This is a genomic window from Vibrio jasicida CAIM 1864 = LMG 25398 (genome assembly GCF_000400365.1).
Taxonomy (GTDB): domain Bacteria; phylum Pseudomonadota; class Gammaproteobacteria; order Enterobacterales; family Vibrionaceae; genus Vibrio; species Vibrio jasicida.
On record NZ_BAOG01000053.1, the window covers coordinates 14,166 to 36,089 of the forward strand.

The following is a 21,924-nucleotide window of genomic DNA, read 5'->3' on the forward strand; positions in this document are numbered from 1 at the left end:
AACTAGTTTATGTCGATGAAAGGTAAAGAAACGATGAGCAACGAGAAGATTGTTGTAGGCAAGTTTGGTGCTACTTACGGCATTCGTGGTTGGCTTAAAGTTTTTTCCTACACAGACAATGCTGAAAGCATTTTCGATTACAGCCCTTGGTTTGTTAACCAAAAGGGTACGTGGGTTGAGTACAAAGTAGAAAGCTGGAAGCGTCATGGTCAAGGCTATGTATGCAAGCTAGCAGGGTTGGACGTTCGCGAAGACGCGCAGCTGATGACCAACTTTGAAATTGCTATTGACCCTGCGGTACTACCTGAATTGTCAGAAGAAGAATTCTACTGGCGTGAATTGTTTGGGATGCAAGTGGTAACCACTAAAGGTTACGATCTGGGTGTCGTTAATGACATTCTAGAAACTGGCTCAAACGATGTTCTGGTTGTTAAAGCAAATCTAAAAGATGCTTTCGGGCAGAAGGAACGATTAATCCCGTTCCTTGAAGAGCAAGTGATCATTAAAGTTGATCGCACAGCTCAACGGATCGAAGTTGACTGGGATCCTGGATTCTAATCTCCAAAACTACAGAGCGAGATAAACATGTGGGTTGGCGTTATTAGCCTTTTTCCTGAAATGTTCCGTTCTGTTACTGAATTTGGAGTAACAGGTCAAGCGGTTAAAAAAGGTCTTTTGTCAATTGAGACTTGGAATCCTCGCGATTTCACTCACGACAAACATCGCACTGTCGATGACCGACCTTACGGTGGTGGTCCTGGTATGTTAATGATGGTTCAGCCTTTGCGCGATGCCATTCATACCGCGAAAGCAGCCTCACCGGGTAAGACGAAAGTCATTTACCTTTCTCCTCAAGGTCGCAAGCTCGACCAAAAGGGAGTGGAAGAACTGGCAACGAATGAGAATTTACTTCTGATTTGTGGCCGTTACGAAGGGGTAGATGAGCGTATCATTCAATCTGAAGTCGACGAAGAATGGTCGATTGGAGATTTTGTGATGACGGGTGGTGAAATACCAGCCATGACACTGATCGATTCAGTCTCTCGGTTTGTTCCGGGTGTACTAGGCGATTTTGCGTCAGCAGAAGAAGATTCTTTTGCAAATGGTTTGTTAGATTGCCCTCACTATACGCGTCCTGAAATGTTGGATGATAAAGAAGTGCCAGCGGTACTGATGTCAGGCAACCATAAGGATATTCGTCAATGGCGACTAAAACAGTCGCTGGGCCGAACTTGGCTAAGAAGACCAGAGCTCCTGGAAAACCTAGCTCTGACTGACGAACAGGAACAATTACTTGCTGAGTTCATTACTGAACATAACGCAAAGTAACCTAATTTATTTAGTATCAGTTTATTCTAGGAATTTAAAAAATGAGTAACATCATCAAAGCTCTTGAAGAAGAGCAAATGAAATCAGACCTGCCTAAATTTGCACCAGGTGACACTGTTGTAGTTCAGGTTAAAGTTAAAGAAGGTGAGCGTGAGCGTCTACAGGCTTTCGAAGGCGTTGTAATCGCAATCCGTAACCGTGGTCTACACTCTGCTTTCACTGTACGTAAGATCTCTAACGGTGAAGGTGTTGAGCGTACGTTCCAAACACACTCTCCAATCGTTGATAGCATCGAAGTTAAACGCCGTGGTGCAGTACGTCGTGCCAAGTTGTACTACCTACGTGAGCGTTCTGGTAAGTCTGCTCGTATCAAAGAGAAACTTGCTAAGAAGTAATGCTATAACTAGCGTTCTCATAGTAAACGGAGCCCAATTGGGCTCCGTTTTTTTATGCGAGGAAAAAGACGCTGGGTTTAGGGAGTGGACGTTGTCCTTCGAGAATCGGGAACGCTACGAGATTCGAGAGCTTCTCGCTTTAGGAACTGAGAGGTGTAGCTAGTGCAAGAAGTATGGCCTCGAAAGGTTGTTGGCAGAGCTTGTCCTTAGAAAGACAAAATGAACCGAATCCCGAAAAATAAAAAGGGCTGATGTTCCACATCAACCCCTCTCTCTATTCTCGAAGTGTAGAGTTTTCGTTTCTCGACTCTAGCCTCTCAATTCTTTAGTACTGGTCTTCAGACCATCCATCGCTGTCCGACATATCCGGTGCGCCAGCAATGGCGTTTTCTTCGTCAGCCCATTCGCCAAAATCAATCATTTGGCATTTCTTGCTACAAAAAGGGCGGTGAGGGCTTTGCTCTCCCCATTCTACGTCTGCACCGCATTGTGGGCATGGCACGATAGTAATTTTAGACATGATTAAAGAGTCCCATTATGTTGAGGTGTCAAAGGGGGTATAGAAATAATAGTGTGCGTTGGTTTTAGCTACAAACCGCGAGTTCAAACTCAACGTCTTGCGTGCAAGCTTGTCCGCTTTCAAACGACATAAACTTAATCGCGAAGCGGTTCTTATGGCCTGAAATCATCGGATAGACGCCATATTCCATAGGGATGTGTAAACGAAGGATATTCGCTTCATCAGCGTCGCTTTGGAAGAAGCCTGCACGAGCGATTTGTGCTTTGAAGTGGCCTGTTTCGCGAGTCAGTTTTAGCCATAAAGCGAGTGCATCGGACAACGGCTTTAAGCTCTCTTGCCATTGGGCTGCATCGTGCTTTTTGCGTTCGATAGGAAGGTGTAACCAATAATGCAAGGCTGGCAAATCAAAACAGCAAGAACCACCAGGAAGATTAAAGCGCTGGCGAATTGAGCTTAAAAAACGATCTTCTTTCAACGCTTGGCCGAAACGTTCAGCAGTCATCAGTTGGCTATGAACCACATCGATCTCTTTTAGTAGCTCACTTAACGCTTGCTGATCGACGCCTTCAACGTTCAGCCAATTTCGGTAGGCTAAACGTTGTTTCTCAAGATCTTTTGCCAACTCACTTTTCAATTGAATCTGCTCAAAGATTTCAACCATGTCGAAAAGCGCACGGAAGAACAACTGATATTGGTGATTATCGGCAAAACCAGAGGCTAGGTGAGCCTGACGCAGCAAAGACTCAACTCTCAGATAGATGCGAGTTTTCTCATTTAACGGATGTTCAAATTTGTGCGTGGTCATCGACATAAGCCTTGGTGAGTTTCATTCCTATTTTCGCAGATTTTTCTTACACATGGCTAGGTACTTTTCGTGTAAATCTGTGATTTGAAGCAAAAGATCAGGGTCGTTTGGGTTATTTCTCACCACATCATTCGCAATCGCGAGTCTTTGCGCTTGTGTTGCTTGTGAGGCTAAGATCGCACGAGCTTGATCTTCACTTACATTATCACGTTTTACCGTTCTTGCGATTTGAGTTTCCGGTTCAACATCAACCACAAGGACTCGATCACACAGGCTATCAAGCTTGTTTTCGATTAAGAGCGGAACAACCAGTAGCGCATACTCGGACTCCACTTGCTCTAAATCTTCGATCATTTTTTCGCGGATCATCGGATGTAGTAGGGCGTTTAGCCACGCTTTCTCGTCCGGATTAGAGAAAATTTGCTCTCTTAATTTTGCTCTATCAAGTGTCTGATCATCGCGAACAATATCCGCACCAAAGTGTTCAACGATGGCATTAAGTCCGGGAGTTCCCGGCTCAACAACTTCGCGAGCCACGATATCAGCATCGACAATATCAATTTTGAACTGCTGTTTGAATAAGTTTGCAACGGTGGTTTTACCGCTTGCAATGCCGCCTGTTAGGCCAATAACAAAAGCCATTTACACTCCTAGAATCGACGTGAAGTACCAGTTCAGAATCTGGTTACCCCAAATAAGGCTCACCCAACCTGCAATCGCAAGGTAAGGGCCAAAGGGGAACGCTTTTTCGATACCCTGTTTTTGTAAACGCAGTTGTATCAGGCCGAAAATAACGCCCACAACCGACGACAGTAAAATGATCATCGGCAGTGATTGCCAGCCTAACCATGCACCAAGGGCAGCAAGCAGTTTGAAGTCACCATAGCCCATGCCCTCTTTGCCAGTCAGAAGCTTAAATACCCAGTAAACACTCCAAAGACACAAGTAACCAGCCATCGCGCCAATGATGGCGTCTTGCAGGTTAACAGGACTAACGCCAGACAATGCAAGTGCAATACCTGCCCACATTAATGGCAGCGTTAGTTGGTCTGGTAGCAACATAGTATCGAGGTCGATAAACGTGGCGGCAATCAATACAAAGGTAAAGAAAACCAGCGCAACAGTGAAGTAACTAAAACCGAAGTGAAACGCGATAAAACCCGAACCAAAAGCAGTAAGCAATTCGATGAGAGGGTAGCGAGCACTAATCGAGGATTTACAGTTATGGCATTTTCCTTTCAGAAGCAGCCAGCTAATGACAGGAATGTTGTCACGAATGCGGATCGGCGTTCCGCACTGTTGGCAGGAAGAACGAGGGACACTTAAGGTCAGTGTTTCCTTCGGTGCTTCAATTTTGTATTCAGGGAATGATTCAGCGCACTCGCGTCGCCATTCTAGTTCCATGATCTTGGGTAAGCGGTAAATAACCACGTTGAGGAAACTACCCACGATCAAACCAAAAATTGTGGCAAATACAACGAATAGCCATGGGTAGTACTGGAATACTTCCATATCTGTCTCTTGAACGATGAATCAAATAGCAAAGTGCTGTTTTGATGGGATTAATTTGCTAAAGCAACATTCTATCCCAATACGCTCATTAAGTTAAAGATTGGTAAGTACATTGCTGTGACCAATCCGCCAACGACGACCCCAAGAAAAACAATGATCAACGGCTCTAAAATTTTACTCAGATTGTCGACGGTGTTATCCACTTCAAACTCATAGATCGCGGCAATTTTGTTGAGCATATCGTCTAAACGTCCGGATTCTTCACCGATCATTACCATTTGCAGCACCAATTCTGGGAATACGTTGCAATTGCGCATTGCGATGTACATTGGCATACCCGCTGCGGTATCTCGGTAGACCTCTTCGATGGCAAGTTGATAATGCATATTACCGGATGTTTTAGAGGTGGTTTTTAAGCTTGTCAAAATGGGGATACCGGCGGTAAAACTGGTTGCAAGAGTACGGCTGAATTTCGCAATCGCCGCTTTGGATAAGACGGGGCCGAGTATAGGAAATCTTAAGCTCGATCGAGCCAACAATAATCGGAAAGAATCCGAACGTTTAGCCATGATACGGGAGGAAATAAATAAGCTTAATGCACTGAGCCCAATAAAAGGCCCCCAATTTTGTGTCCATGCCGAAAGATTTAAGACCATTTGAGTAAATGCAGGCAGGTCGGCGCCAAAGCCAACAAACATCTTTTCGAACTCAGGTATCACTTTGGTGAGCATGAGGTAGGAGACCCCTAGCGCGACCAAAACTACCATCGCCGGATAGATGAGTGCTTTGATAACTTTTGCTTTCAATTGTTCGCTTTTTTCTCGGTAAGTCGCCAGACGTTCAAATACCTGAGGTAAGTTACCTGACTGCTCACCGGTTGCGATTAAATCAGTATAGAGTGGGTCAAAATGCGTGCTGGCGGTGCGCATGGCTTTGGACATTGGCGTACCTGCTTCTACTGCTCGTGTTACGCTCATCAGTATTGATTTCATCTCAGCTTTTCTATGGTTTTCTGAGACAAGCTTCAGAGCTTGAACGATGGGAACGCCGGTCATTAACATGGTAGCGATTTGACGGGTAAATACCGTAATGTCTTTGCCTTTGACTTGATGACTCAGTTTCGTGATAAAAGAAATACTGCCTTTCTTAAGCTTCTTAATTTTAATGTGTTGAGCATCCAGGCGTTCTCGCACTTCAATTTCTGTCATGGCTAACACTTGTCCGGAGGTTTTCTTCCCTGAGCTGTTCGTGCCTTTCCAGCGGAAACTTTTAAGTTGTGGGGCGTTAGTTTTCATAGAGTCGATGATTGCCTAATAAACGTAAAGATCAGAAGTAGAGAACGCGTTGCAATTCGCTAAAGCTGGTGATGCCTTGTTTGAGTTTTTCTATACCGGACATTTGTAAGGTGTGCATGCCGTTTTTGATAGCAAGTTTTTCTAATTCATGAACGGATGCGCCTTTGATTAGTGCTTCGGAAAGCGTCTCGTCAAAGCGCATCACTTCATAAATGCCGGTTCGACCAGAATAACCTTGGGTACATTCGTTACAGCCATCTGGGTTCGCTTGAAAGATGTTTTCCGTGGAGTGGATGCCAATATGTTGCAGTTGTGCATTCGGCTCTTGAGGTTGTTTGCACTGAGGGCATAGCTTTCTTGCCAAGCGTTGAGCGATGATCAAGCTCAATGATGAAGCAAGGTTAAAGCTCTCAACCCCCATATTGGATAAGCGAATCACGGTTTCAGCGGCAGAGTTGGTGTGCAGAGTAGACAGAACTAAGTGGCCAGTTTGTGAGGCTTTAATAGCGATTTCTGCCGTGTCTAGATCGCGGATCTCACCCACCATGACCACATCAGGATCCTGACGTAAGAAAGAACGAAGTGCTTCAGAAAAACCAAAGCCAATTTTGGGCTGGACTTGCACTTGGTTGATGCCAGGCAGGTTAATTTCAACGGGGTCTTCCGCTGTAGAGATATTGATCTCTGTTTTGTTTAGAAGACTTAAGCCTGTATAGAGCGAGACGGTTTTGCCACTTCCCGTCGGGCCTGTCATTAAAATCATGCCTTGTGGCCGTTTTAGCGCATCCAGATAAAGTTGCTTCTGCTCATCGCTGTAACCCAAGCGGTCAATATTTAGTGAGGCGGAGCTGCTGTCGAGCAAACGCAGTACTATTTTTTCGCCGAATAGCGTTGGTAGTGTCGATACGCGCATATCAATTGCAGTATCTTGGTTTAGCTTAAGCTTGATACGACCATCTTGCGGTAAGCGTCGCTCGGCGATATCGAGTTTGGATAAGATTTTAATACGCGCCGATAAACGGCGACTTAAATGACTCGGTGGTTGTTGGCTTTCAACGAGAATACCATCACAACGTAAGCGCACGCGATACATGTTTTCGTAGGGTTCAAAGTGAATATCCGAAGCGCCTTTACGCACGGCATCCAACAAAATCTGATTAATGTAACGACTGACAGGTGCTTCGTCTTGGCTGAGGTCTTCGATGTTGTCGATTTCATCTGCACCAATATCAACCAGACCTGCCAGTTCATCTTGGTTGATCTCTTTTAATCCGGACTTTTCTTGTCCTAGTGCTCGACCATATAAGCGCCTAATTGCCGCACTGAGTTCACGAAAATCCGCAAGAACAAGCTCAACCTGTAGTCCTGTCGCAAAACGAAAGTCATCTTCAGCCTGAAGATTAGTCGGATCAGCCACCGCCAATATCAAAGTAGAAGAACTGCGATTAAGTGGCAGAGCATTATGGCGAGTGATCAGATCACGTAAGCCCAGCGTTTGGCATAACGAAGCGTATTCGTATTGATTGAGAGAGGTGCAAGAAAGCCCAAAAACAGAGCTTAGGTGCTCCGTCAATTCATGAGATTGGAAAAAACCAGAATTGAGCAAAGCCTCCGGCATTGAAATGCCAGAAGCTTTAGCTTGCTCAAGTAACGATTCTTCTTGGGAGAAGGTTAGTATTCCCGCTTGACGAAGAACCGTTGAGAGGTTGGTTAGCACTATTTACAGCCAGTTACTAAGTCTGCAGCGTCACCTGTAGCATCACAGATCCAACCAGCATTCGCGTCTCTAGTTATTGTAATTTTAGCGCCACTAATGTTTGTTAATGACAACTCAATTTGTCCTGCTTTTGGTGCAAGTGTCCCCAAACTTGTTGAGCCAGAGGATATTCCCAAGTCTCCTAAGTTAGTCGAGGTTGTGATATCCCCATTTTCTTGGTAGTAAAGCTCTGCTGGTGTAATTAAAGACTTCATTGTTGCAACGGCAGATGCGACTTCGCTTTTCTTTACATAATCTTTATATGCAGGGATAGCTACAGCTGACAAAACACCAATAATTGCTACCACAATCATCAATTCAATCAGCGTAAAACCTTGCTGCTTCTTCTGTTTATTCGTTTTCATTTTGTTTCCTTAAGAGAAATTTAGTTAATGCTTATGCATGGAGCAGAAGAGTAAAAAGAGTAGAAACAAGTGGAAACTAGCAAGGGGATGCCTTCCGAGTGAGGTAAAAATCTTTAGGTTGAAGTTGCATATTGCATGCAAGGTTTTGCGAGGGGTGTTATTTTTTTAGTGGATAAAAATAAAGAGCCTTGCGGCCCTCTATTTAGTGAATCAGATTACAACATGCTGACTTTTCGGAAGTTAATATTGTTGTCGGTACTCTATTTACTTAAAGCGCATCGAAAGGTCCATCGCTTTTAGGTGCTTAGTCAAAGCACCCACCGAGATGTAATCTACGCCAGTTTCTGCGTATTCAGCGATGGTTTCTAAGGTTACATTACCTGAGTTTTCTAATGCCGCACGACCTGCGTTGATGTCTACCGCTTCACGCATCATGTCGGTAGTGAAGTTGTCTAGCATGATGATGTCGGCACCTGCTTCAATTGCTTCATTTAGCTCATCCAAGCTTTCGGTTTCTACTTCAACTGGTTTACCAGGGTTCAACTCTTTTGCTGTCGTGATCGCTTGAGTAATACCACCACAAGCAATGATGTGGTTTTCTTTAATTAGGTAAGCATCGAATACACCAATACGATGGTTGAAACCGCCACCACAAGCTACTGCGTATTTAAGCGCGCTACGTAAACCTGGAATCGTTTTACGTGTATCTAATAGACGGCACTCTGTATGAGCAACTTTTTCTGCGTACTCAGCGGTAATGGTCGCGCAACCTGAAAGGGTTTGAATAAAGTTCATTGCGTTGCGCTCGCCAGTGAGCAAATCACGAGCAGGGCCAGTCAATGTACACAGTGTCTGATTTGGTTCTACCTTGTCACCATCTTTGACATGCCATTCGATGGTCACTTTGCTACCCAGTTGTTTGAATACTTCATCTGCCCACGCTTGGCCACAAAACACACCGTGTTCACGAGTGATGATGGTTGCAGTGTTAATCGCGTCAGCTGGGATAAGCGATGCGGTGATGTCTTTATCGACATCCAATGTACCACCTAGATCTTCTTTTAGGGTATCGGCTACAGCGCGAGTGATTTCTAATGGAAGTTGTTGCTTAAGATATTCTAGGCGTTCTTGGCTGTTGTGTGTGTTCTTCATCGCAAATCTAGTCTTGAAAGGGAGATGGCAACGAATGATACTCTCCGGTGTCAATAATTTCAGCAGTTAATTTGCAAAGTAGAGAGGTTGATATGTGCCTAAAAATCGAGAATGGTTGGTTGACGCAAGCGAAGCATGTCCCTTCGCCATTTTTTGATGCTCGTTCAGACAAAGAAGATATCTCTCTGCTGGTGGTGCACAACATCAGCTTGCCTCCGGGTCAATTTGGTGGATGTTATATAGAGGACTTTTTTACCGGTAATCTTGACCCCAATGCCCATCCATTTTTTGAAGTAATTCACAAAATGGGCGTTTCGGCACATTGTTTAATTAAGCGTGATGGCGAGATTGTTCAGTTTGTTTCTTTTTTAGACAGAGCTTGGCATGCCGGACAATCTAGCTTCGCTGGCCGTGAACGTTGTAATGACTATTCAATTGGTATTGAGTTGGAAGGCACCGAGTTTGTTGCGTACACAGAAGAGCAATATCAATCACTTACTGCATTGACCCAATCCGTTATGCATTCCTACCCAAAAATTACCTTGCCGAGAATTACGGGGCATCAGTATATCGCTCCCTTGAGAAAAGCCGATCCTGGGCTAAGCTTTGACTGGGCCAAGTTCAGACAACAAGTACAAAGTTAACTTGTAGCAAAAGTGTAAATTCAAAAAACAGAAATAAATAAGGCATACACTCAGGTATGCCTTTTTTTGATACAAGAAATATGAAGGCTTGTTAAAAGTTAACGACATTTTGGGGCGTTAAAACGGTTCGTGACGAAAAAATGACCCGGTTTTTTTGTCATTTTTGTTTTTGTTGATCAAATTTACTGGCACGAAGACTTCCCATCTGTTTTGTTTATGTAATTGGTCATACCAATTTTATTGCTGTTTTAATGGTCGATTGTTATCAAAGTGTTGGTTGTAAGTCCGTTCTATGATTTAGGTCAACTTTTGGCTGGACAGTCACGTTTTAATTATGTTAATTTCTGCACCAACTTAAAATTGGTATTACCAATTACCTGCAAGAGTAGAAGAACAATAAATTATGGCTTATCAAAGGATTCGTCAGCCAAAACTCTCTGATGTTATTGAACAAGAGTTAGAAAGGTTGATTGTGGAAGGAACACTCTCTCCGGGGCAGCAATTGCCACCAGAGCGCGAACTCGCAAAGCAGTTCGATGTGTCTCGTCCATCTGTCCGTGAAGCCATTCAGCGTTTGGAAGCGAAACGTCTGCTTACTCGTCGTCAAGGCGGTGGCACATTCGTAAGTGAAAACATCTGGAAGAGTTTCTCAGACCCTTTGCTGAATTTGTTATCTACCCACTCAGAGACGCAATTGGACTTGCTTGAATCGCGCCATGCGATGGAAGGCATTTCAGCGTACTTTGCAGCATTACGTGGTACCGATGAAGATTTTGCTCGTATTCAGGCATGCTTGAATCAAATCAGCGAAGAGCAAAAGGGCGGCAACGTTGAAGCAGAAGCGGCAGCAGTAATGCAATTTTTGATTGCATTAACCGAAGCAGCGCATAACGTCGTTCTCCTTCATATTGTTCGTAGCCTTGCGCCTTTGCTTGAGCAGAATGTTCTACAGAATCTAAAGCTCTTACATCGCCGCGATGAAGTGGTCGATAAAGTAAGTAAACACAGAGCTAATATCGTGGATGCGATTGTTTCTGGTCAGCCTGAAAAGGCGCGTGAAATGTCTCACTCACATTTAGCTTATATCGAAGAAACATTGTTGGATTTGACTCGAGAAGAGTCTCGACGAGAGCGTTCTCTGCGTCGAATTCAGCAAGGTAACGATTCTTAATACAAGAACCGCTTACTTAAATAAGTAGATCCAACCAACAGAAGGATAGATCGCCATGTCTGACATGAAGCATGACGTAGATGCACTGGAAACTCAAGATTGGCTACAAGCCCTTGAATCAGTTGTTCGTGAAGAAGGTGTAGAACGTGCACAGTTTCTACTAGAAACCGTTCTAGAAAAAGCACGTCTAGACGGCGTTGATATGCCAACTGGCATCAACACAAACTACATCAACACTATTCCAGCAGCACAAGAACCAGCTTACCCTGGTGATGTAACTCTTGAGCGTCGTATTCGTTCGATTATTCGCTGGAACGCAATCATGATCGTATTGCGTGCTTCTAAGAAAGACCTAGACCTTGGTGGTCACATGGCTTCTTACCAGTCAGCAGCAGCATTCTACGAAGTTTGTTTCAACCACTTCTTCCGTGCTCCAAACGAGACGGACGGTGGCGATCTAGTTTACTACCAAGGCCACATCTCACCGGGCATCTACTCTCGTGCGTTCGTTGAAGGCCGTCTAACTGAAGAGCAGCTAGACAACTTCCGTCAAGAAGTAGACGGTAAAGGTGTACCTTCATACCCACACCCTAAGTTGATGCCTGAGTTCTGGCAATTCCCAACAGTATCTATGGGTCTAGGTCCAATCTCTGCTATTTACCAAGCACGTTTCCTTAAGTACCTGAACGGCCGTGGCCTTAAAGATACTTCTGCTCAACGTGTATACGCTTTCCTAGGCGACGGTGAGATGGATGAGCCAGAATCACGTGGTGCAATTTCTTTCGCTGCGCGTGAGAAGCTAGACAACCTATGTTTCCTAATCAACTGTAACCTTCAGCGTCTAGATGGCCCTGTAATGGGTAACGGTAAGATCATTCAAGAACTTGAAGGTCTATTCAAAGGCGCAGGTTGGAACGTAGTTAAAGTTATCTGGGGTAACAACTGGGATGCACTACTAGCTAAAGATACGACTGGTAAGCTACTACAGCTTATGAACGAAACGATCGATGGCGACTACCAAACATTCAAATCTAAAGATGGCGCATACGTACGTGAGCACTTCTTTGGTAAGTACCCTGAGACTGCTGCACTAGTTGCAGACATGACTGATGACCAAATCTTCGAACTGAAGCGTGGTGGTCACGATTCTTCTAAACTGTTTGCTGCATTCAACAATGCAAAAGAGACAGGTGGTAAGCCAACGGTAATCCTAGCTAAGACTGTTAAAGGTTACGGCATGGGTGAAGCGGCTGAAGGTAAGAACATCGCTCACGGTGTTAAGAAGATGGACATGACTCACGTACAATACCTACGTGATCGTCTAGGTCTACAAGACATCCTTTCTGATGAGAAAGTAGCTGAACTGCCTTACCTAAAACTGGAAGAAGGTTCTGCTGAGTACGAATACCTACATGCTCGTCGTAAAGCACTGAAAGGTTACACGCCACAGCGTCTACCTAAGTTCACACAAGAGTTCAAAGTACCAGAGCTAGAAGAGTTTGCTCCTCTACTTGGTGCTCAGAAGCGTGAAATCTCAACGACTATGGCTTACGTACGTACGTTGAACATCCTGCTTAAAGACAAGAACATCGGTAAGAACATCGTTCCTATCATCTGTGATGAAGCGCGTACGTTCGGTATGGAAGGTCTATTCCGTCAAGTGGGTATCTACAACCCAGACGGTCAAGAATACACACCTGAAGATAAAGGCATCGTTTCTTACTACAAAGAAGCAACGTCAGGTCAAGTTCTTCAAGAAGGTATCAACGAACTAGGTTCAATGGCATCTTGGGTTGCTGCTGCTACTTCTTACAGCACAAACGATCTGCCAATGATCCCGTTCTACATCTACTACTCAATGTTCGGTTTCCAACGTATTGGTGACATGGCATGGCTAGCAGGTGACCAACAAGCTCGTGGCTTCCTACTAGGTGCTACAGCTGGTCGTACAACACTGAACGGTGAAGGTCTACAGCACGAAGATGGTCACTCGCACATTCAAGCGAACACTATCCCGAACTGTATCTCTTACGACCCAACATTCGCTTACGAGCTAGCAGTAATCATGCAAGATGGTATCCGTCGTATGTACGGTCCTGAGCAAGAAAACATTTACTACTACCTAACAGTAATGAATGAAAACTACGCAATGCCAGCAATGCCAGAAGGCGCTGAAGAAGGCATCCGTAAAGGTATTTACAAGCTTGAGTCTCACGAAGGTGCTAAGGGTAAAGTTCAGCTAATGAGCTCTGGTACTATCATGAACGAAGTACGTAAAGCAGCGACTATCCTAAGTGAAGAGTACGGCGTAGCATCTGACGTGTTCTCTGTAACTTCATTCAACGAGCTAACTCGTGATGGTCAAAATGCAGAGCGTTACAACATGCTTCACCCAGAAGCTGAAGCGAAAGTACCTTACATCACTACTGTTCTTGGTAACGAACCAGCAATCGCTGCGACGGATTACATGAAGAACTACGCTGAGCAAGTGCGTGCGTTCATGCCAACTGAGTCATACAAAGTTCTTGGTACTGACGGCTTCGGTCGTTCAGACAGCCGTGAGAACCTACGTCGTCACTTCGAAGTTAACGCGGGCTACGTAGTAGTTGCTGCACTAACTGAACTAGCGAAACGTGGTGATGTTGAGAAGTCTGTTGTTGCTGAAGCAATTGCTAAGTTCAACATCGACACTGAAAAAACAAACCCACTTTACGCTTAATACAGCGCTTAACTAGAAGGTAAATAAGCAATGGCAATCGAAATTAATGTACCTGACATCGGTGCGGATGAGGTTGAAGTTACTGAGATTCTTGTAAGCGTTGGCGACAAGGTTGAAGAAGAACAGTCTCTGATCACTGTTGAAGGCGACAAAGCTTCTATGGAAGTTCCAGCGTCTCAAGCAGGTATTGTAAAAGAAATCAAAGTTGCAGAAGGCGATTCAGTAACAACTGGTTCTCTTATCATGATTTTCGAAGCCGAGGGTGCAGCTGACGCTGCACCTGCTCCTGCGGCAGAAGCGGCTCCAGCAGCAGCTCCAGCTCCAGCAGCAGCGGCAGCAGAACTAAAAGAAGTTCACGTTCCTGATATCGGTGGCGACGAAGTAGAAGTTACTGAGATCATGGTTAAAGTGGGCGATGCAGTAGAAGAAGAGCAATCACTTCTAACTGTAGAAGGCGACAAAGCTTCTATGGAAGTACCAGCACCATTTGCAGGTACGGTTAAAGAGATCAAGATTGCTGAAGGCGATTCAGTAACAACTGGCTCTCTTGTGATGGTATTTGAGGTAGCTGGCTCAGGCGCAGCGGCTCCAGCTCCTGCAGCGGTTGAAGCGCCAGCAGCACCTGCGGCGGCTCCTGCGGTAGCAGCGGACAAAGAAGTTAACGTTCCAGATATCGGCGGTGACGAAGTAGAAGTTACTGAGATCATGGTTAAAGTTGGCGATACAGTAGAAGAAGAGCAATCTCTAATTACTGTAGAAGGCGACAAAGCTTCTATGGAAGTACCTGCACCATTCGCAGGTACAGTTAAAGAGATCAAGATTGCTGAAGGCGATTCAGTAACGACTGGCTCTCTAATCATGACTTTCGTTGTGGCCGGCACCCCGGTTGAAGGCGCAGCACCTGCTCCTGCTCAAGCGGCGGCACCTGTAGCTGCAGCTCCTGCGGCAGCATCTGCTCCAGCAGTAAAAGCTGAAGCTCCTGCAGCAAATGATTTCCAAGAGAACGGTGACTACGCACACGCATCTCCAGTTGTTCGTCGTCTAGCTCGTGAATTTGGCGTTAACCTATCTAAGGTTAAAGGTACTGGTCGTAAGAGCCGTATCCTGAAAGAAGACGTTCAAGCTTACGTTAAAGATGCGCTTAAGCGTCTTGAGTCTGGCGCAGGTGCAGCAGCATCTGGTAAAGGCGACGGCGCTGCACTTGGTCTACTTCCTTGGCCAAAAGTTGACTTCAGCAAGTTCGGCGAAACTGAAGTTCAGAAGCTTTCTAAGATCAAGAAGATCTCTGGTGCAAACCTACACCGTAACTGGGTAATGATCCCTCACGTTACACAGTGGGATAACGCAGACATCACTGAGCTAGAAGCATTCCGTAAAGAACAGAACGCAATCGAAGCGAAGAAAGACACTGGTATGAAGATCACTCCTCTTGTGTTCATCATGAAAGCGGTAGCGAAAGCACTAGAAGCATTCCCAGCGTTTAACTCTTCACTTTCTGAAGATGGCGAAAGCATCATTCTTAAGAAGTACGTGAACGTAGGTATCGCAGTCGATACGCCAAACGGCCTTGTTGTTCCTGTATTTAAAGACGTGAACAAGAAAGGCATCTACGAGCTATCTGAAGAATTGATGGTAGTATCGAAGAAAGCACGTGCTGGTAAGCTAACTGCAGCTGATATGCAAGGCGGTTGTTTCACAATCTCTAGCCTTGGCGGTATCGGCGGTACAGCGTTTACACCAATCGTAAACGCGCCAGAAGTTGGTATCCTAGGTGTATCTAAATCTGAAATGAAGCCAGTGTGGAACGGTAAAGAGTTCGAACCACGTCTACAGCTTCCACTGTCTCTATCATACGACCACCGTGTGATCGATGGTGCGGAAGGTGCACGCTTCATTACTTTCTTAAACGGTGCACTATCAGACATTCGTCGTCTAGTACTGTAATTGAGAAAGTAATAGTTAAGGTGACTTTCGGGTCACCTTAATTCTTTATATAAAAGACTATTTTTAGACGACAATTTCTTCCATCGTTCAGAAACTGAAAGATGAATTGTTGTCTAGCTCACAGGCTAACTTAAAGCTGCTTTCACACTGTTAACATCTCTGTAAAATATTGACCGTTTGAAAGCCTAATAATTTAAGAACATCTACTCAGCCTGTTAGGGATAATGACTACAAGAGGTCACAATGAGCAAAGAAATTAAAGCCCAAGTTGTTGTACTTGGTTCTGGTCCTGCTGGTTACTCAGCTGCATTCCGTTGTGCGGATTTAGGTCTAGAAACAGTACTAGTTGAACGTTACAGCACTCTTGGCGGTGTATGTCTAAACGTTGGTTGTATTCCATCTAAAGCACTTCTTCACGTTTCAAAAGTTATCGAAGAAGCGAAAGCGATGGCTGAGCACGGTGTTGTGTTTGGCGAACCACAAACAGACATCAGCAAAATCCGTATCTGGAAAGAGAAAGTTGTAAACCAACTGACAGGTGGTCTTAGCGGTATGGCTAAGATGCGTAACGTAACGGTTGTTAACGGTTTCGGTAAGTTCACTGGTCCTAACAGCATCCTAGTTGAAGGCGAAGGTGAAGCAACAACAGTTAACTTCGACAACGCAATCATCGCTGCGGGTTCTCGTCCAATCAAACTGCCATTCATCCCTCATGAAGACCCACGTATTTGGGATTCAACGGATGCGCTAGAGCTGAAAGAAGTACCAGAAAAACTGCTTATCATGGGCGGTGGTATCATCGGTCTAGAAATGGGTACGGTTTACCACTCTCTAGGTTCTAAAGTAGATGTAGTAGAGATGTTTGACCAAGTTATCCCAGCGGCGGATAAAGACATCGTTAAAGTCTTCACTAAGCGTATTAAAGACAAGTTCAAGCTAATGCTTGAGACTAAAGTAACCGCAGTTGAAGCGAAAGAAGACGGTATCTACGTTTCAATGGAAGGCAAAAAAGCGCCAGCAGAAGCTGAGCGTTACGATGCAGTTCTTGTGGCTATCGGTCGTGTACCAAACGGTGCACTTATCGATGCTGAAAAAGCAGGTATTGAAGTGGACGAGCGCGGCTTTATCAACGTTGATAAGCAAATGCGTACTAACGTTCCTCACATCCACGCGATCGGTGACGTTGTTGGTCAACCAATGCTTGCTCACAAAGGTGTGCATGAAGGCCACGTAGCCGCAGAAGTTATCTCTGGTAAGAAGCACTACTTCGATCCTAAAGTTATTCCTTCAATCGCTTACACTGAGCCAGAAGTGGCATGGGTTGGTAAGACTGAGAAAGAAGCGAAATCAGAAGGCATCAACTACGAAGTGGCGACATTCCCATGGGCAGCATCAGGTCGTGCAATCGCGTCTGACTGTGCAGACGGTATGACTAAGCTAATCTTCGATAAAGAAACTCACCGCGTAATCGGTGGTGCTATCGTTGGTACTAACGGTGGTGAACTACTTGGTGAAATCGGCCTAGCGATCGAGATGGGTTGTGATGCGGAAGATATCGCACTTACTATCCACGCTCACCCAACTCTACACGAGTCTGTGGGTCTAGCTGCTGAAGTATTTGAAGGTTCAATCACTGACCTGCCAAACAAAAAAGCAGTTAAAAAGAAAAAATAATTTTTCTTGAATGCTGAATGATAAAAACCGCTGATTCGTCAGCGGTTTTTTTGTGCGCGGAGCTTGAGAGGCGAGAACGGGCTGTTCTATGTAACGCTGCGCTTCGAGAGTCGCGAACGCTTCGCTCTAAAAATCGAGAGGTGTTCGTTGGAAGGTTAATCGAAGGCAATTGTATCTAAACCGAGTTGGCAGAGTTTGTTCCCAGAAAGACAAAATATTTCCCGTTTCCCGAAAACGAAAAAAGGCCAATACCTAAGTATCAGCCTTTGCTTTTTTAAGCCTAATTATTTTTTAGTGATGTTCACGGTTGTAGATGCATAGCATATCTAAATATGCGCTTACTAGGTTCGTTAGCTCTGCTTCGCTCTTAGAGCGGTTTGCTTGAACGAAAATAGAGTAACAAATACCGTGGAACAGATTCGCCAAGTGTTCCGGTTCATGTTGGTCACAAACTTCCCCACGTTCAATTGCTTTAATGAACATGTTTTGCACCAACAGTTGGTTAGTGCGGTTAGTTGTCACGAACAATGGCCATACTTCATCACGTGTTGATGCGCTCCATTCGAACCATACTTTTAGCCAGTGGCAATCTTGGCTAACAAGTTCGATCATTGCGTTTGTGATGTTGGCGATGTTTTCACGTGCGTGAAGGTCTAAGTCGATGTTATCCGATAGGAAGTTTGAGAACTGACGTACAACGTGGTTCAGTACTTCATCAACCAAATCTTCACGAGTTGGGAAGTAATTAAATACTGTTGCAACAGAAACTTGTGCAATCTCAGCAATGTCTGCGTGACCACCACGGCCAATGCCGCGACGAGCAAACACTTCAAGAGCGATTTCCATTAGTTGCTGTTTACGTTTTAAAGGGGAAAGCCTAGTGCGAGGTCTCTTAGCTATTGAGTCCATATTCTTTTCCTTGCCATTGAGTTGATATTATTTGGGGGTAACCCCCTAATTGATTATTTTAATAGTTGCTTAAAGCATTGATGAGTGTAATGGTGCATATGTGCAAGGTCAACATCTGATGCCCAATTTATAGACAGTAATGTCATTATTGATGATTCATTCAACTAGATAAATCCGAAAACTAAGACTTTCATCCAAGAATTCAATGGAATGGGATGCGACTTTCCACCTACTGAGTGGGGTGTTACACTACACGCCGCAAGATAAGGTGATCGTTTGCGTACGACCAACCTCAACCCACAAAGAAAATTGAGCACAGTATGAAACATACAATAGAAGTGATGATTTCTGAGCAAGAAGTTCAGGATCGAATTCGTGAATTAGGTAAGCAAATTACAGAACATTACCAAGGCAGTGAAGATCTGGTATTGGTTGGTTTGCTACGTGGTTCATTTGTATTTATGGCTGACTTAGCACGTGCTATCGAACTGACTCACCAAGTCGATTTTATGACCGCTTCTAGCTACGGTAACACGATGGAAAGCTCACGTGATGTACGTATCTTGAAAGACCTTGATGACGACATTAAAGGCAAAGATGTACTGATCGTAGAAGACATCATTGATACAGGTAACACGTTAAACAAAATCAGTGAAATCCTGTCTCTACGTGAACCAAAATCTATCGCTATCTGTACGCTGCTTGATAAGCCATCTCGCCGTGAAGTAGAAGTTCCGGTTGATTGGGCTGGTTTCTCTATTCCAGATGAGTTTGTTGTTGGTGTTGGTATTGATTACGCTCAGAAATATCGTCACCTACCATTTATTGGTAAAGTGGTTCCGCAGGAATAATTTCTGTCGCCAGTTTTAGAATTAAAAAAAACGCCCATCTGAAATGGGCGTTTTTTATTTATCTTGTTGACGATTTATTTGTGACGATTAATCACGACATAACAATTTGTTGTCATCGTTAAGAATGGTCGAGAGCGCTTTTTGGTAAGACGCTTCCACGGTCTCTTTTGAATTTGAACGAATACCTAAGTACTCAAGACGACCATCTTCAATGCCGTACACCACTCCATGAATTTCAACATCCTGACCGCGTTCCCATGCGTTTTGCATGATGGTTGAGTTACCCAAGTTATATACTTGCTCGGCTACGTTGATTTCACCTAGTTTATCGGCGCGATCGTCAAGAGGCATTTGGTCAAGGTAAGCGCGGTGCTTAAAGTAAAGGTCACGGATGTGAAGTAACCAGTTGTTGATAAGGCCGAGTTGAGGGTTATCAATTGCGGCATTCACGCCACCACAACCATAATGACCACAAACGATGATGTGCTTTACTTTGAGTACGTCAACGGCGTATTGCACGACAGAGAGGCAGTTTAGGTCGGTGTGGATGACCTGGTTAGCAACGTTTCGGTGAACAAATAACTCGCCTGAGAAAAGTCCCGTTAGTCGCTCTGCTGGAACGCGACTGTCTGAACAACCAATCCAAAGAAAGTCTGGTTTCTGACCTTCCGCTAGTTTTGCGAAATATTCTGGACGATCAGATTTTATTTCTTCTGACCATTTCGAGTTATTTTCGAATAATTGTTTAATTTCCGGCATCTGACATCTACTTCCCTAAAATTAAAAAAACCAACCACTCCCTAGTGCTTACTAAGCGATCAGCGCTGTAACTATACACAATGTTACAATTTCGATCCCGTTAAATATTCATTCAAGATGACTCATCTGACTAGTTCTCGCTGTGAAAATCATAAAATATGCAGCCATCATTCAGTAAGCAAATAAGCCCAATTTGGTCGTGGCTTTTTTTCGTTTATTTCTTTAGCGAAATATTTGTTAGATTGATGGCATTTTGTCTTTTTAATGCAGGGAGCAAATTCGTGTTCGGTAGTCGCTTTAAGGATATCAACCTCAAAGGGGATCTGTTTGGTGGTGTCACAACGGCCATCATTTCACTTCCTCTCGCATTAGCATTTGGTGTGGCTTCAGGAGCTGGTGCAGAAGCTGGTTTATGGGGCGCGATCATGGTGGGGTTATTTGCTTCACTGTTTGGTGGTTCCAATACACTTATTTCTGAGCCAACCGGTCCCATGACGGTGATCATGACAGCGGTATTAACCAGTATGATGGCCAAATACCCAGAAACGGGCATGGCCATGACCTTTACCGTGGTGATGATGGCGGGCGCGTTCCAAATTGTGCTCGGTACATTAAAGCTTGGTAAATACGTAACGTTAATGCCATACAGTGTTATCTCCGGCTTTATGTCGGGTATTGGTGTTATTCTCATTATCTTGCAGTTGTCGCCTTTACTTGGCCATGCTGCGCCATCTGGCGGTGTGATAGGGACACTATCGGCTCTGCCAGATACGATTTCTAATCTTAAGTTCAGCGAACTGTTTTTAGGTTTGTTGACGTTGGGTATTTTGTTCTTCTTCCCTAAGCAATATCGCAGATACGTGCCAGCGCAGCTGGTGGCTCTTGTGGCGGTAACGTTACTTTCTGTCCTTGTCTTTGATGCCGATGATATTCGCCGAATTGGTGAAATCCCAGCAGGTTTACCTTCTTTGGTGGTGCCACATATCGATCCTGCGATGTTTACCGAAATGGTCATCGATGCATTGGTATTGGGTACGTTAGGTTGTATTGATACCTTATTGACAGCGGTTATTGGTGACTCACTCACGCGTAAAGAGCATGATTCAGACAAGGAACTGCGTGGCCAAGGTTTGGCGAACATGATTTCTGGGCTGTTTGGCGCTCTGCCAGGTGCGGGGGCGACGATGGGAACGGTGACCAACATCCAAGTTGGCGCTCGCTCACCGTTATCCGGTGTGATTCGTGCGCTGATTCTCGCGCTGGTGGTGTTGGTCGCTAGCGGTTTGACTGAACCCATTCCGATGGCTGTATTAGCCGGTATTGCGGTTTATGTTGGCTTTAATATTCTGGATTGGAGCTTTATCCAACGTGCCCATAAGGTGAGCTTTCCGGGGATGGCGGTCATGTATGGCGTCATGCTGCTGACAGTATTTGTCGATTTGATTGTGGCTGTAGGGCTAGGGGTATTTATTTCTAATATCATCATCATTGAACGCTTGAGTCGTGAGCAAGCACGCCAAGTTAAAGCCATCAGTGATGCTGATGAAGACGATGTACCACTGACCGATAGCGAAAGAGGCTTGTTGGACAGAGCTAATGGTAAAGTGTTGTTCTTCTATCTGTCCGGTCCGATGATCTTTAGTGTTTCTAAAGCGATCTCTCGTCAACACTCGAGCATTTCTGACTATGAAGTCATGATCCTCGACTTAACAGATGTCCCTATGATTGATGTGACGGTCGGCTTGGCTTTGGAAAACGCCATTAAAGATGCTTTAGACGCGAACTGTGAAGTGTACTTGTTGTGTCCTAACCAACGTACTCGTGAGCAACTAGAGAAATTCCATGTGATTGATTTAGTGCCGGATGCGAATACATACAAGTTCCGCTATGAAGCGCTCAATGCGGCTATCAGGCATGTTGAAACTGATGAGCATCAAATGCTGACGCTTTAATCAACAGTCTCTTTTAACTAAGCGCTGCTGGGGTTCTGGGAGCGCTTTTTTATTGTTTTTAGATTGAGTGATTAAGAATCATAAAAGATAGGTATTTCTAATTTTATAGAAAGGTTTATTTGTATTCATCGTTATTCAACGATAAACTAATTCAACTTTAGTGCAATACCGA

General features: G+C 44.6%; 20 protein-coding genes. 10 read left to right on the forward strand and 10 right to left on the reverse strand.

Features of this window, described 5'->3' with window-relative positions:
* The first annotated feature begins 9 nt into the window (after positions 1-9).
* Genes rimM through rplS form a run of 3 tightly spaced genes read left to right on the forward strand, consistent with a single transcriptional unit; the run spans position 10 to position 1,724 of the window.
* Positions 10-558 carry a ribosome maturation factor RimM gene (gene rimM / locus VJL_RS14340; RefSeq protein WP_038870471.1) on the forward strand — a complete coding sequence of 183 codons (549 nt, stop codon included), beginning with the start codon at positions 10-12 and terminating at the stop codon, positions 556-558.
* Positions 559-585: 27 nt separating this feature from the next.
* Positions 586-1,329 (forward strand): tRNA (guanosine(37)-N1)-methyltransferase TrmD, encoded by a 744-nt coding sequence (gene trmD / locus VJL_RS14345; RefSeq protein WP_038870473.1) that lies wholly within the window; start codon positions 586-588, stop codon positions 1,327-1,329.
* Positions 1,330-1,370: 41 nt separating this feature from the next.
* Positions 1,371-1,724, forward strand: coding sequence for a 50S ribosomal protein L19 (rplS, locus tag VJL_RS14350; protein ID WP_038870475.1), 354 nt, complete (start codon positions 1,371-1,373; stop codon positions 1,722-1,724).
* Between the two features lie 325 nt (positions 1,725-2,049).
* On the opposite strand, the gene yacG is transcribed toward rplS, so the two are convergent.
* From yacG to nadC, 8 genes are all read right to left on the reverse strand, one after another.
* Positions 2,050-2,244 (reverse strand): DNA gyrase inhibitor YacG, encoded by a 195-nt coding sequence (yacG, locus tag VJL_RS14355; RefSeq protein WP_038870477.1) that lies wholly within the window; start codon positions 2,242-2,244, stop codon positions 2,050-2,052.
* 64 nt (positions 2,245-2,308) lie between these two features.
* Entirely contained in the window at positions 2,309-3,049 is a 741-nt protein-coding gene (zapD, locus tag VJL_RS14360) for a cell division protein ZapD (protein ID WP_038870479.1), read from the reverse strand.
* 27 nt (positions 3,050-3,076) lie between these two features.
* On the reverse strand, positions 3,077-3,691 hold the full coding sequence (coaE, locus tag VJL_RS14365; protein WP_038870481.1) for a dephospho-CoA kinase: 615 nt from the start codon (positions 3,689-3,691) through the stop codon (positions 3,077-3,079).
* Positions 3,692-4,561 carry a prepilin peptidase gene (locus tag VJL_RS14370; protein WP_038870483.1) on the reverse strand — a complete coding sequence of 290 codons (870 nt, stop codon included), beginning with the start codon at positions 4,559-4,561 and terminating at the stop codon, positions 3,692-3,694.
* Between the two features lie 71 nt (positions 4,562-4,632).
* Positions 4,633-5,856 (reverse strand): type II secretion system F family protein, encoded by a 1,224-nt coding sequence (locus tag VJL_RS14375; protein WP_038878900.1) that lies wholly within the window; start codon positions 5,854-5,856, stop codon positions 4,633-4,635.
* A gap of 31 nt (positions 5,857-5,887) precedes the next feature.
* Positions 5,888-7,573, reverse strand: coding sequence for a type IV-A pilus assembly ATPase PilB (gene pilB / locus VJL_RS14380; protein ID WP_038878901.1), 1,686 nt, complete (start codon positions 7,571-7,573; stop codon positions 5,888-5,890).
* A complete protein-coding gene (locus tag VJL_RS14385) occupies positions 7,573-7,977 on the reverse strand; it encodes a pilin (RefSeq protein ID WP_038878904.1) in 405 nt (134 codons plus the stop codon). The genes pilB and VJL_RS14385 overlap by 1 nt, the downstream gene beginning before the upstream one ends.
* Positions 7,978-8,241: 264 nt before the next feature.
* The gene (nadC, locus tag VJL_RS14390; RefSeq protein ID WP_038878907.1) at positions 8,242-9,129 is read right to left on the reverse strand and encodes a carboxylating nicotinate-nucleotide diphosphorylase; all 888 of its coding nucleotides are present in this window, start codon (positions 9,127-9,129) and stop codon (positions 8,242-8,244) included.
* Positions 9,130-9,221: 92 nt separating this feature from the next.
* Between nadC and ampD the strand changes: the two genes are divergently transcribed.
* From ampD to lpdA, 5 genes are all read left to right on the forward strand, one after another.
* Positions 9,222-9,773 carry a 1,6-anhydro-N-acetylmuramyl-L-alanine amidase AmpD gene (gene ampD, locus VJL_RS14395; RefSeq protein WP_038870491.1) on the forward strand — a complete coding sequence of 184 codons (552 nt, stop codon included), beginning with the start codon at positions 9,222-9,224 and terminating at the stop codon, positions 9,771-9,773.
* A 403-nt stretch (positions 9,774-10,176) separates the two neighbouring features.
* Positions 10,177-10,944, forward strand: a complete 768-nt coding sequence (gene pdhR / locus VJL_RS14400) for a pyruvate dehydrogenase complex transcriptional repressor PdhR (RefSeq protein ID WP_038870493.1) — start codon at positions 10,177-10,179, stop codon at positions 10,942-10,944.
* Positions 10,945-10,999: 55 nt separating this feature from the next.
* The gene (gene aceE / locus VJL_RS14405) at positions 11,000-13,663 is read left to right on the forward strand and encodes a pyruvate dehydrogenase (acetyl-transferring), homodimeric type (protein WP_038870495.1); all 2,664 of its coding nucleotides are present in this window, start codon (positions 11,000-11,002) and stop codon (positions 13,661-13,663) included.
* A gap of 30 nt (positions 13,664-13,693) precedes the next feature.
* Positions 13,694-15,607, forward strand: coding sequence for a pyruvate dehydrogenase complex dihydrolipoyllysine-residue acetyltransferase (gene aceF, locus VJL_RS14410; protein WP_038878909.1), 1,914 nt, complete (start codon positions 13,694-13,696; stop codon positions 15,605-15,607).
* 243 nt (positions 15,608-15,850) lie between these two features.
* Positions 15,851-17,281 (forward strand): dihydrolipoyl dehydrogenase, encoded by a 1,431-nt coding sequence (gene lpdA / locus VJL_RS14415; RefSeq protein WP_038878912.1) that lies wholly within the window; start codon positions 15,851-15,853, stop codon positions 17,279-17,281.
* Between the two features lie 291 nt (positions 17,282-17,572).
* On the opposite strand, the gene opaR is transcribed toward lpdA, so the two are convergent.
* Complete coding sequence (gene opaR, locus VJL_RS14420; RefSeq protein ID WP_038870500.1) at positions 17,573-18,190, reverse strand: transcriptional regulator OpaR; 618 nt, start codon at positions 18,188-18,190, stop codon at positions 17,573-17,575.
* Between the two features lie 320 nt (positions 18,191-18,510).
* Between opaR and hpt the strand changes: the two genes are divergently transcribed.
* Positions 18,511-19,041 (forward strand): hypoxanthine phosphoribosyltransferase, encoded by a 531-nt coding sequence (gene hpt, locus VJL_RS14425; protein ID WP_038870502.1) that lies wholly within the window; start codon positions 18,511-18,513, stop codon positions 19,039-19,041.
* An 87-nt stretch (positions 19,042-19,128) separates the two neighbouring features.
* Here hpt and can read toward each other — a convergent pair whose 3' ends face one another.
* Positions 19,129-19,800 carry a carbonate dehydratase gene (gene can / locus VJL_RS14430; protein ID WP_038870504.1) on the reverse strand — a complete coding sequence of 224 codons (672 nt, stop codon included), beginning with the start codon at positions 19,798-19,800 and terminating at the stop codon, positions 19,129-19,131.
* 281 nt (positions 19,801-20,081) lie between these two features.
* Between can and VJL_RS14435 the strand changes: the two genes are divergently transcribed.
* Entirely contained in the window at positions 20,082-21,752 is a 1,671-nt protein-coding gene (locus VJL_RS14435; RefSeq protein WP_038870506.1) for a SulP family inorganic anion transporter, read from the forward strand.
* Positions 21,753-21,924: the final 172 nt, after the last annotated feature.

Coding starts and splice junctions, on each gene's coding strand:
- lpdA (WP_038878912.1), top strand. CDS start 15,851: ATGAGCAAAGAAATTAAAGCCCAAGTTGTTGTACTTGGTTCTGGTCCT.
- coaE (WP_038870481.1), bottom strand. CDS start 3,691: ATGGCTTTTGTTATTGGCCTAACAGGCGGCATTGCAAGCGGTAAAACC.
- can (WP_038870504.1), bottom strand. CDS start 19,800: ATGCCGGAAATTAAACAATTATTCGAAAATAACTCGAAATGGTCAGAA.
- VJL_RS14385 (WP_038878904.1), bottom strand. CDS start 7,977: ATGAAAACGAATAAACAGAAGAAGCAGCAAGGTTTTACGCTGATTGAA.
- rimM (WP_038870471.1), top strand. CDS start 10: ATGTCGATGAAAGGTAAAGAAACGATGAGCAACGAGAAGATTGTTGTA.
- trmD (WP_038870473.1), top strand. CDS start 586: ATGTGGGTTGGCGTTATTAGCCTTTTTCCTGAAATGTTCCGTTCTGTT.
- ampD (WP_038870491.1), top strand. CDS start 9,222: ATGTGCCTAAAAATCGAGAATGGTTGGTTGACGCAAGCGAAGCATGTC.
- opaR (WP_038870500.1), bottom strand. CDS start 18,190: ATGGACTCAATAGCTAAGAGACCTCGCACTAGGCTTTCCCCTTTAAAA.
- aceF (WP_038878909.1), top strand. CDS start 13,694: ATGGCAATCGAAATTAATGTACCTGACATCGGTGCGGATGAGGTTGAA.
- VJL_RS14375 (WP_038878900.1), bottom strand. CDS start 5,856: ATGAAAACTAACGCCCCACAACTTAAAAGTTTCCGCTGGAAAGGCACG.
- rplS (WP_038870475.1), top strand. CDS start 1,371: ATGAGTAACATCATCAAAGCTCTTGAAGAAGAGCAAATGAAATCAGAC.
- nadC (WP_038878907.1), bottom strand. CDS start 9,129: ATGAAGAACACACACAACAGCCAAGAACGCCTAGAATATCTTAAGCAA.
- VJL_RS14370 (WP_038870483.1), bottom strand. CDS start 4,561: ATGGAAGTATTCCAGTACTACCCATGGCTATTCGTTGTATTTGCCACA.
- pdhR (WP_038870493.1), top strand. CDS start 10,177: ATGGCTTATCAAAGGATTCGTCAGCCAAAACTCTCTGATGTTATTGAA.
- yacG (WP_038870477.1), bottom strand. CDS start 2,244: ATGTCTAAAATTACTATCGTGCCATGCCCACAATGCGGTGCAGACGTA.
- zapD (WP_038870479.1), bottom strand. CDS start 3,049: ATGACCACGCACAAATTTGAACATCCGTTAAATGAGAAAACTCGCATC.
- hpt (WP_038870502.1), top strand. CDS start 18,511: ATGAAACATACAATAGAAGTGATGATTTCTGAGCAAGAAGTTCAGGAT.
- aceE (WP_038870495.1), top strand. CDS start 11,000: ATGTCTGACATGAAGCATGACGTAGATGCACTGGAAACTCAAGATTGG.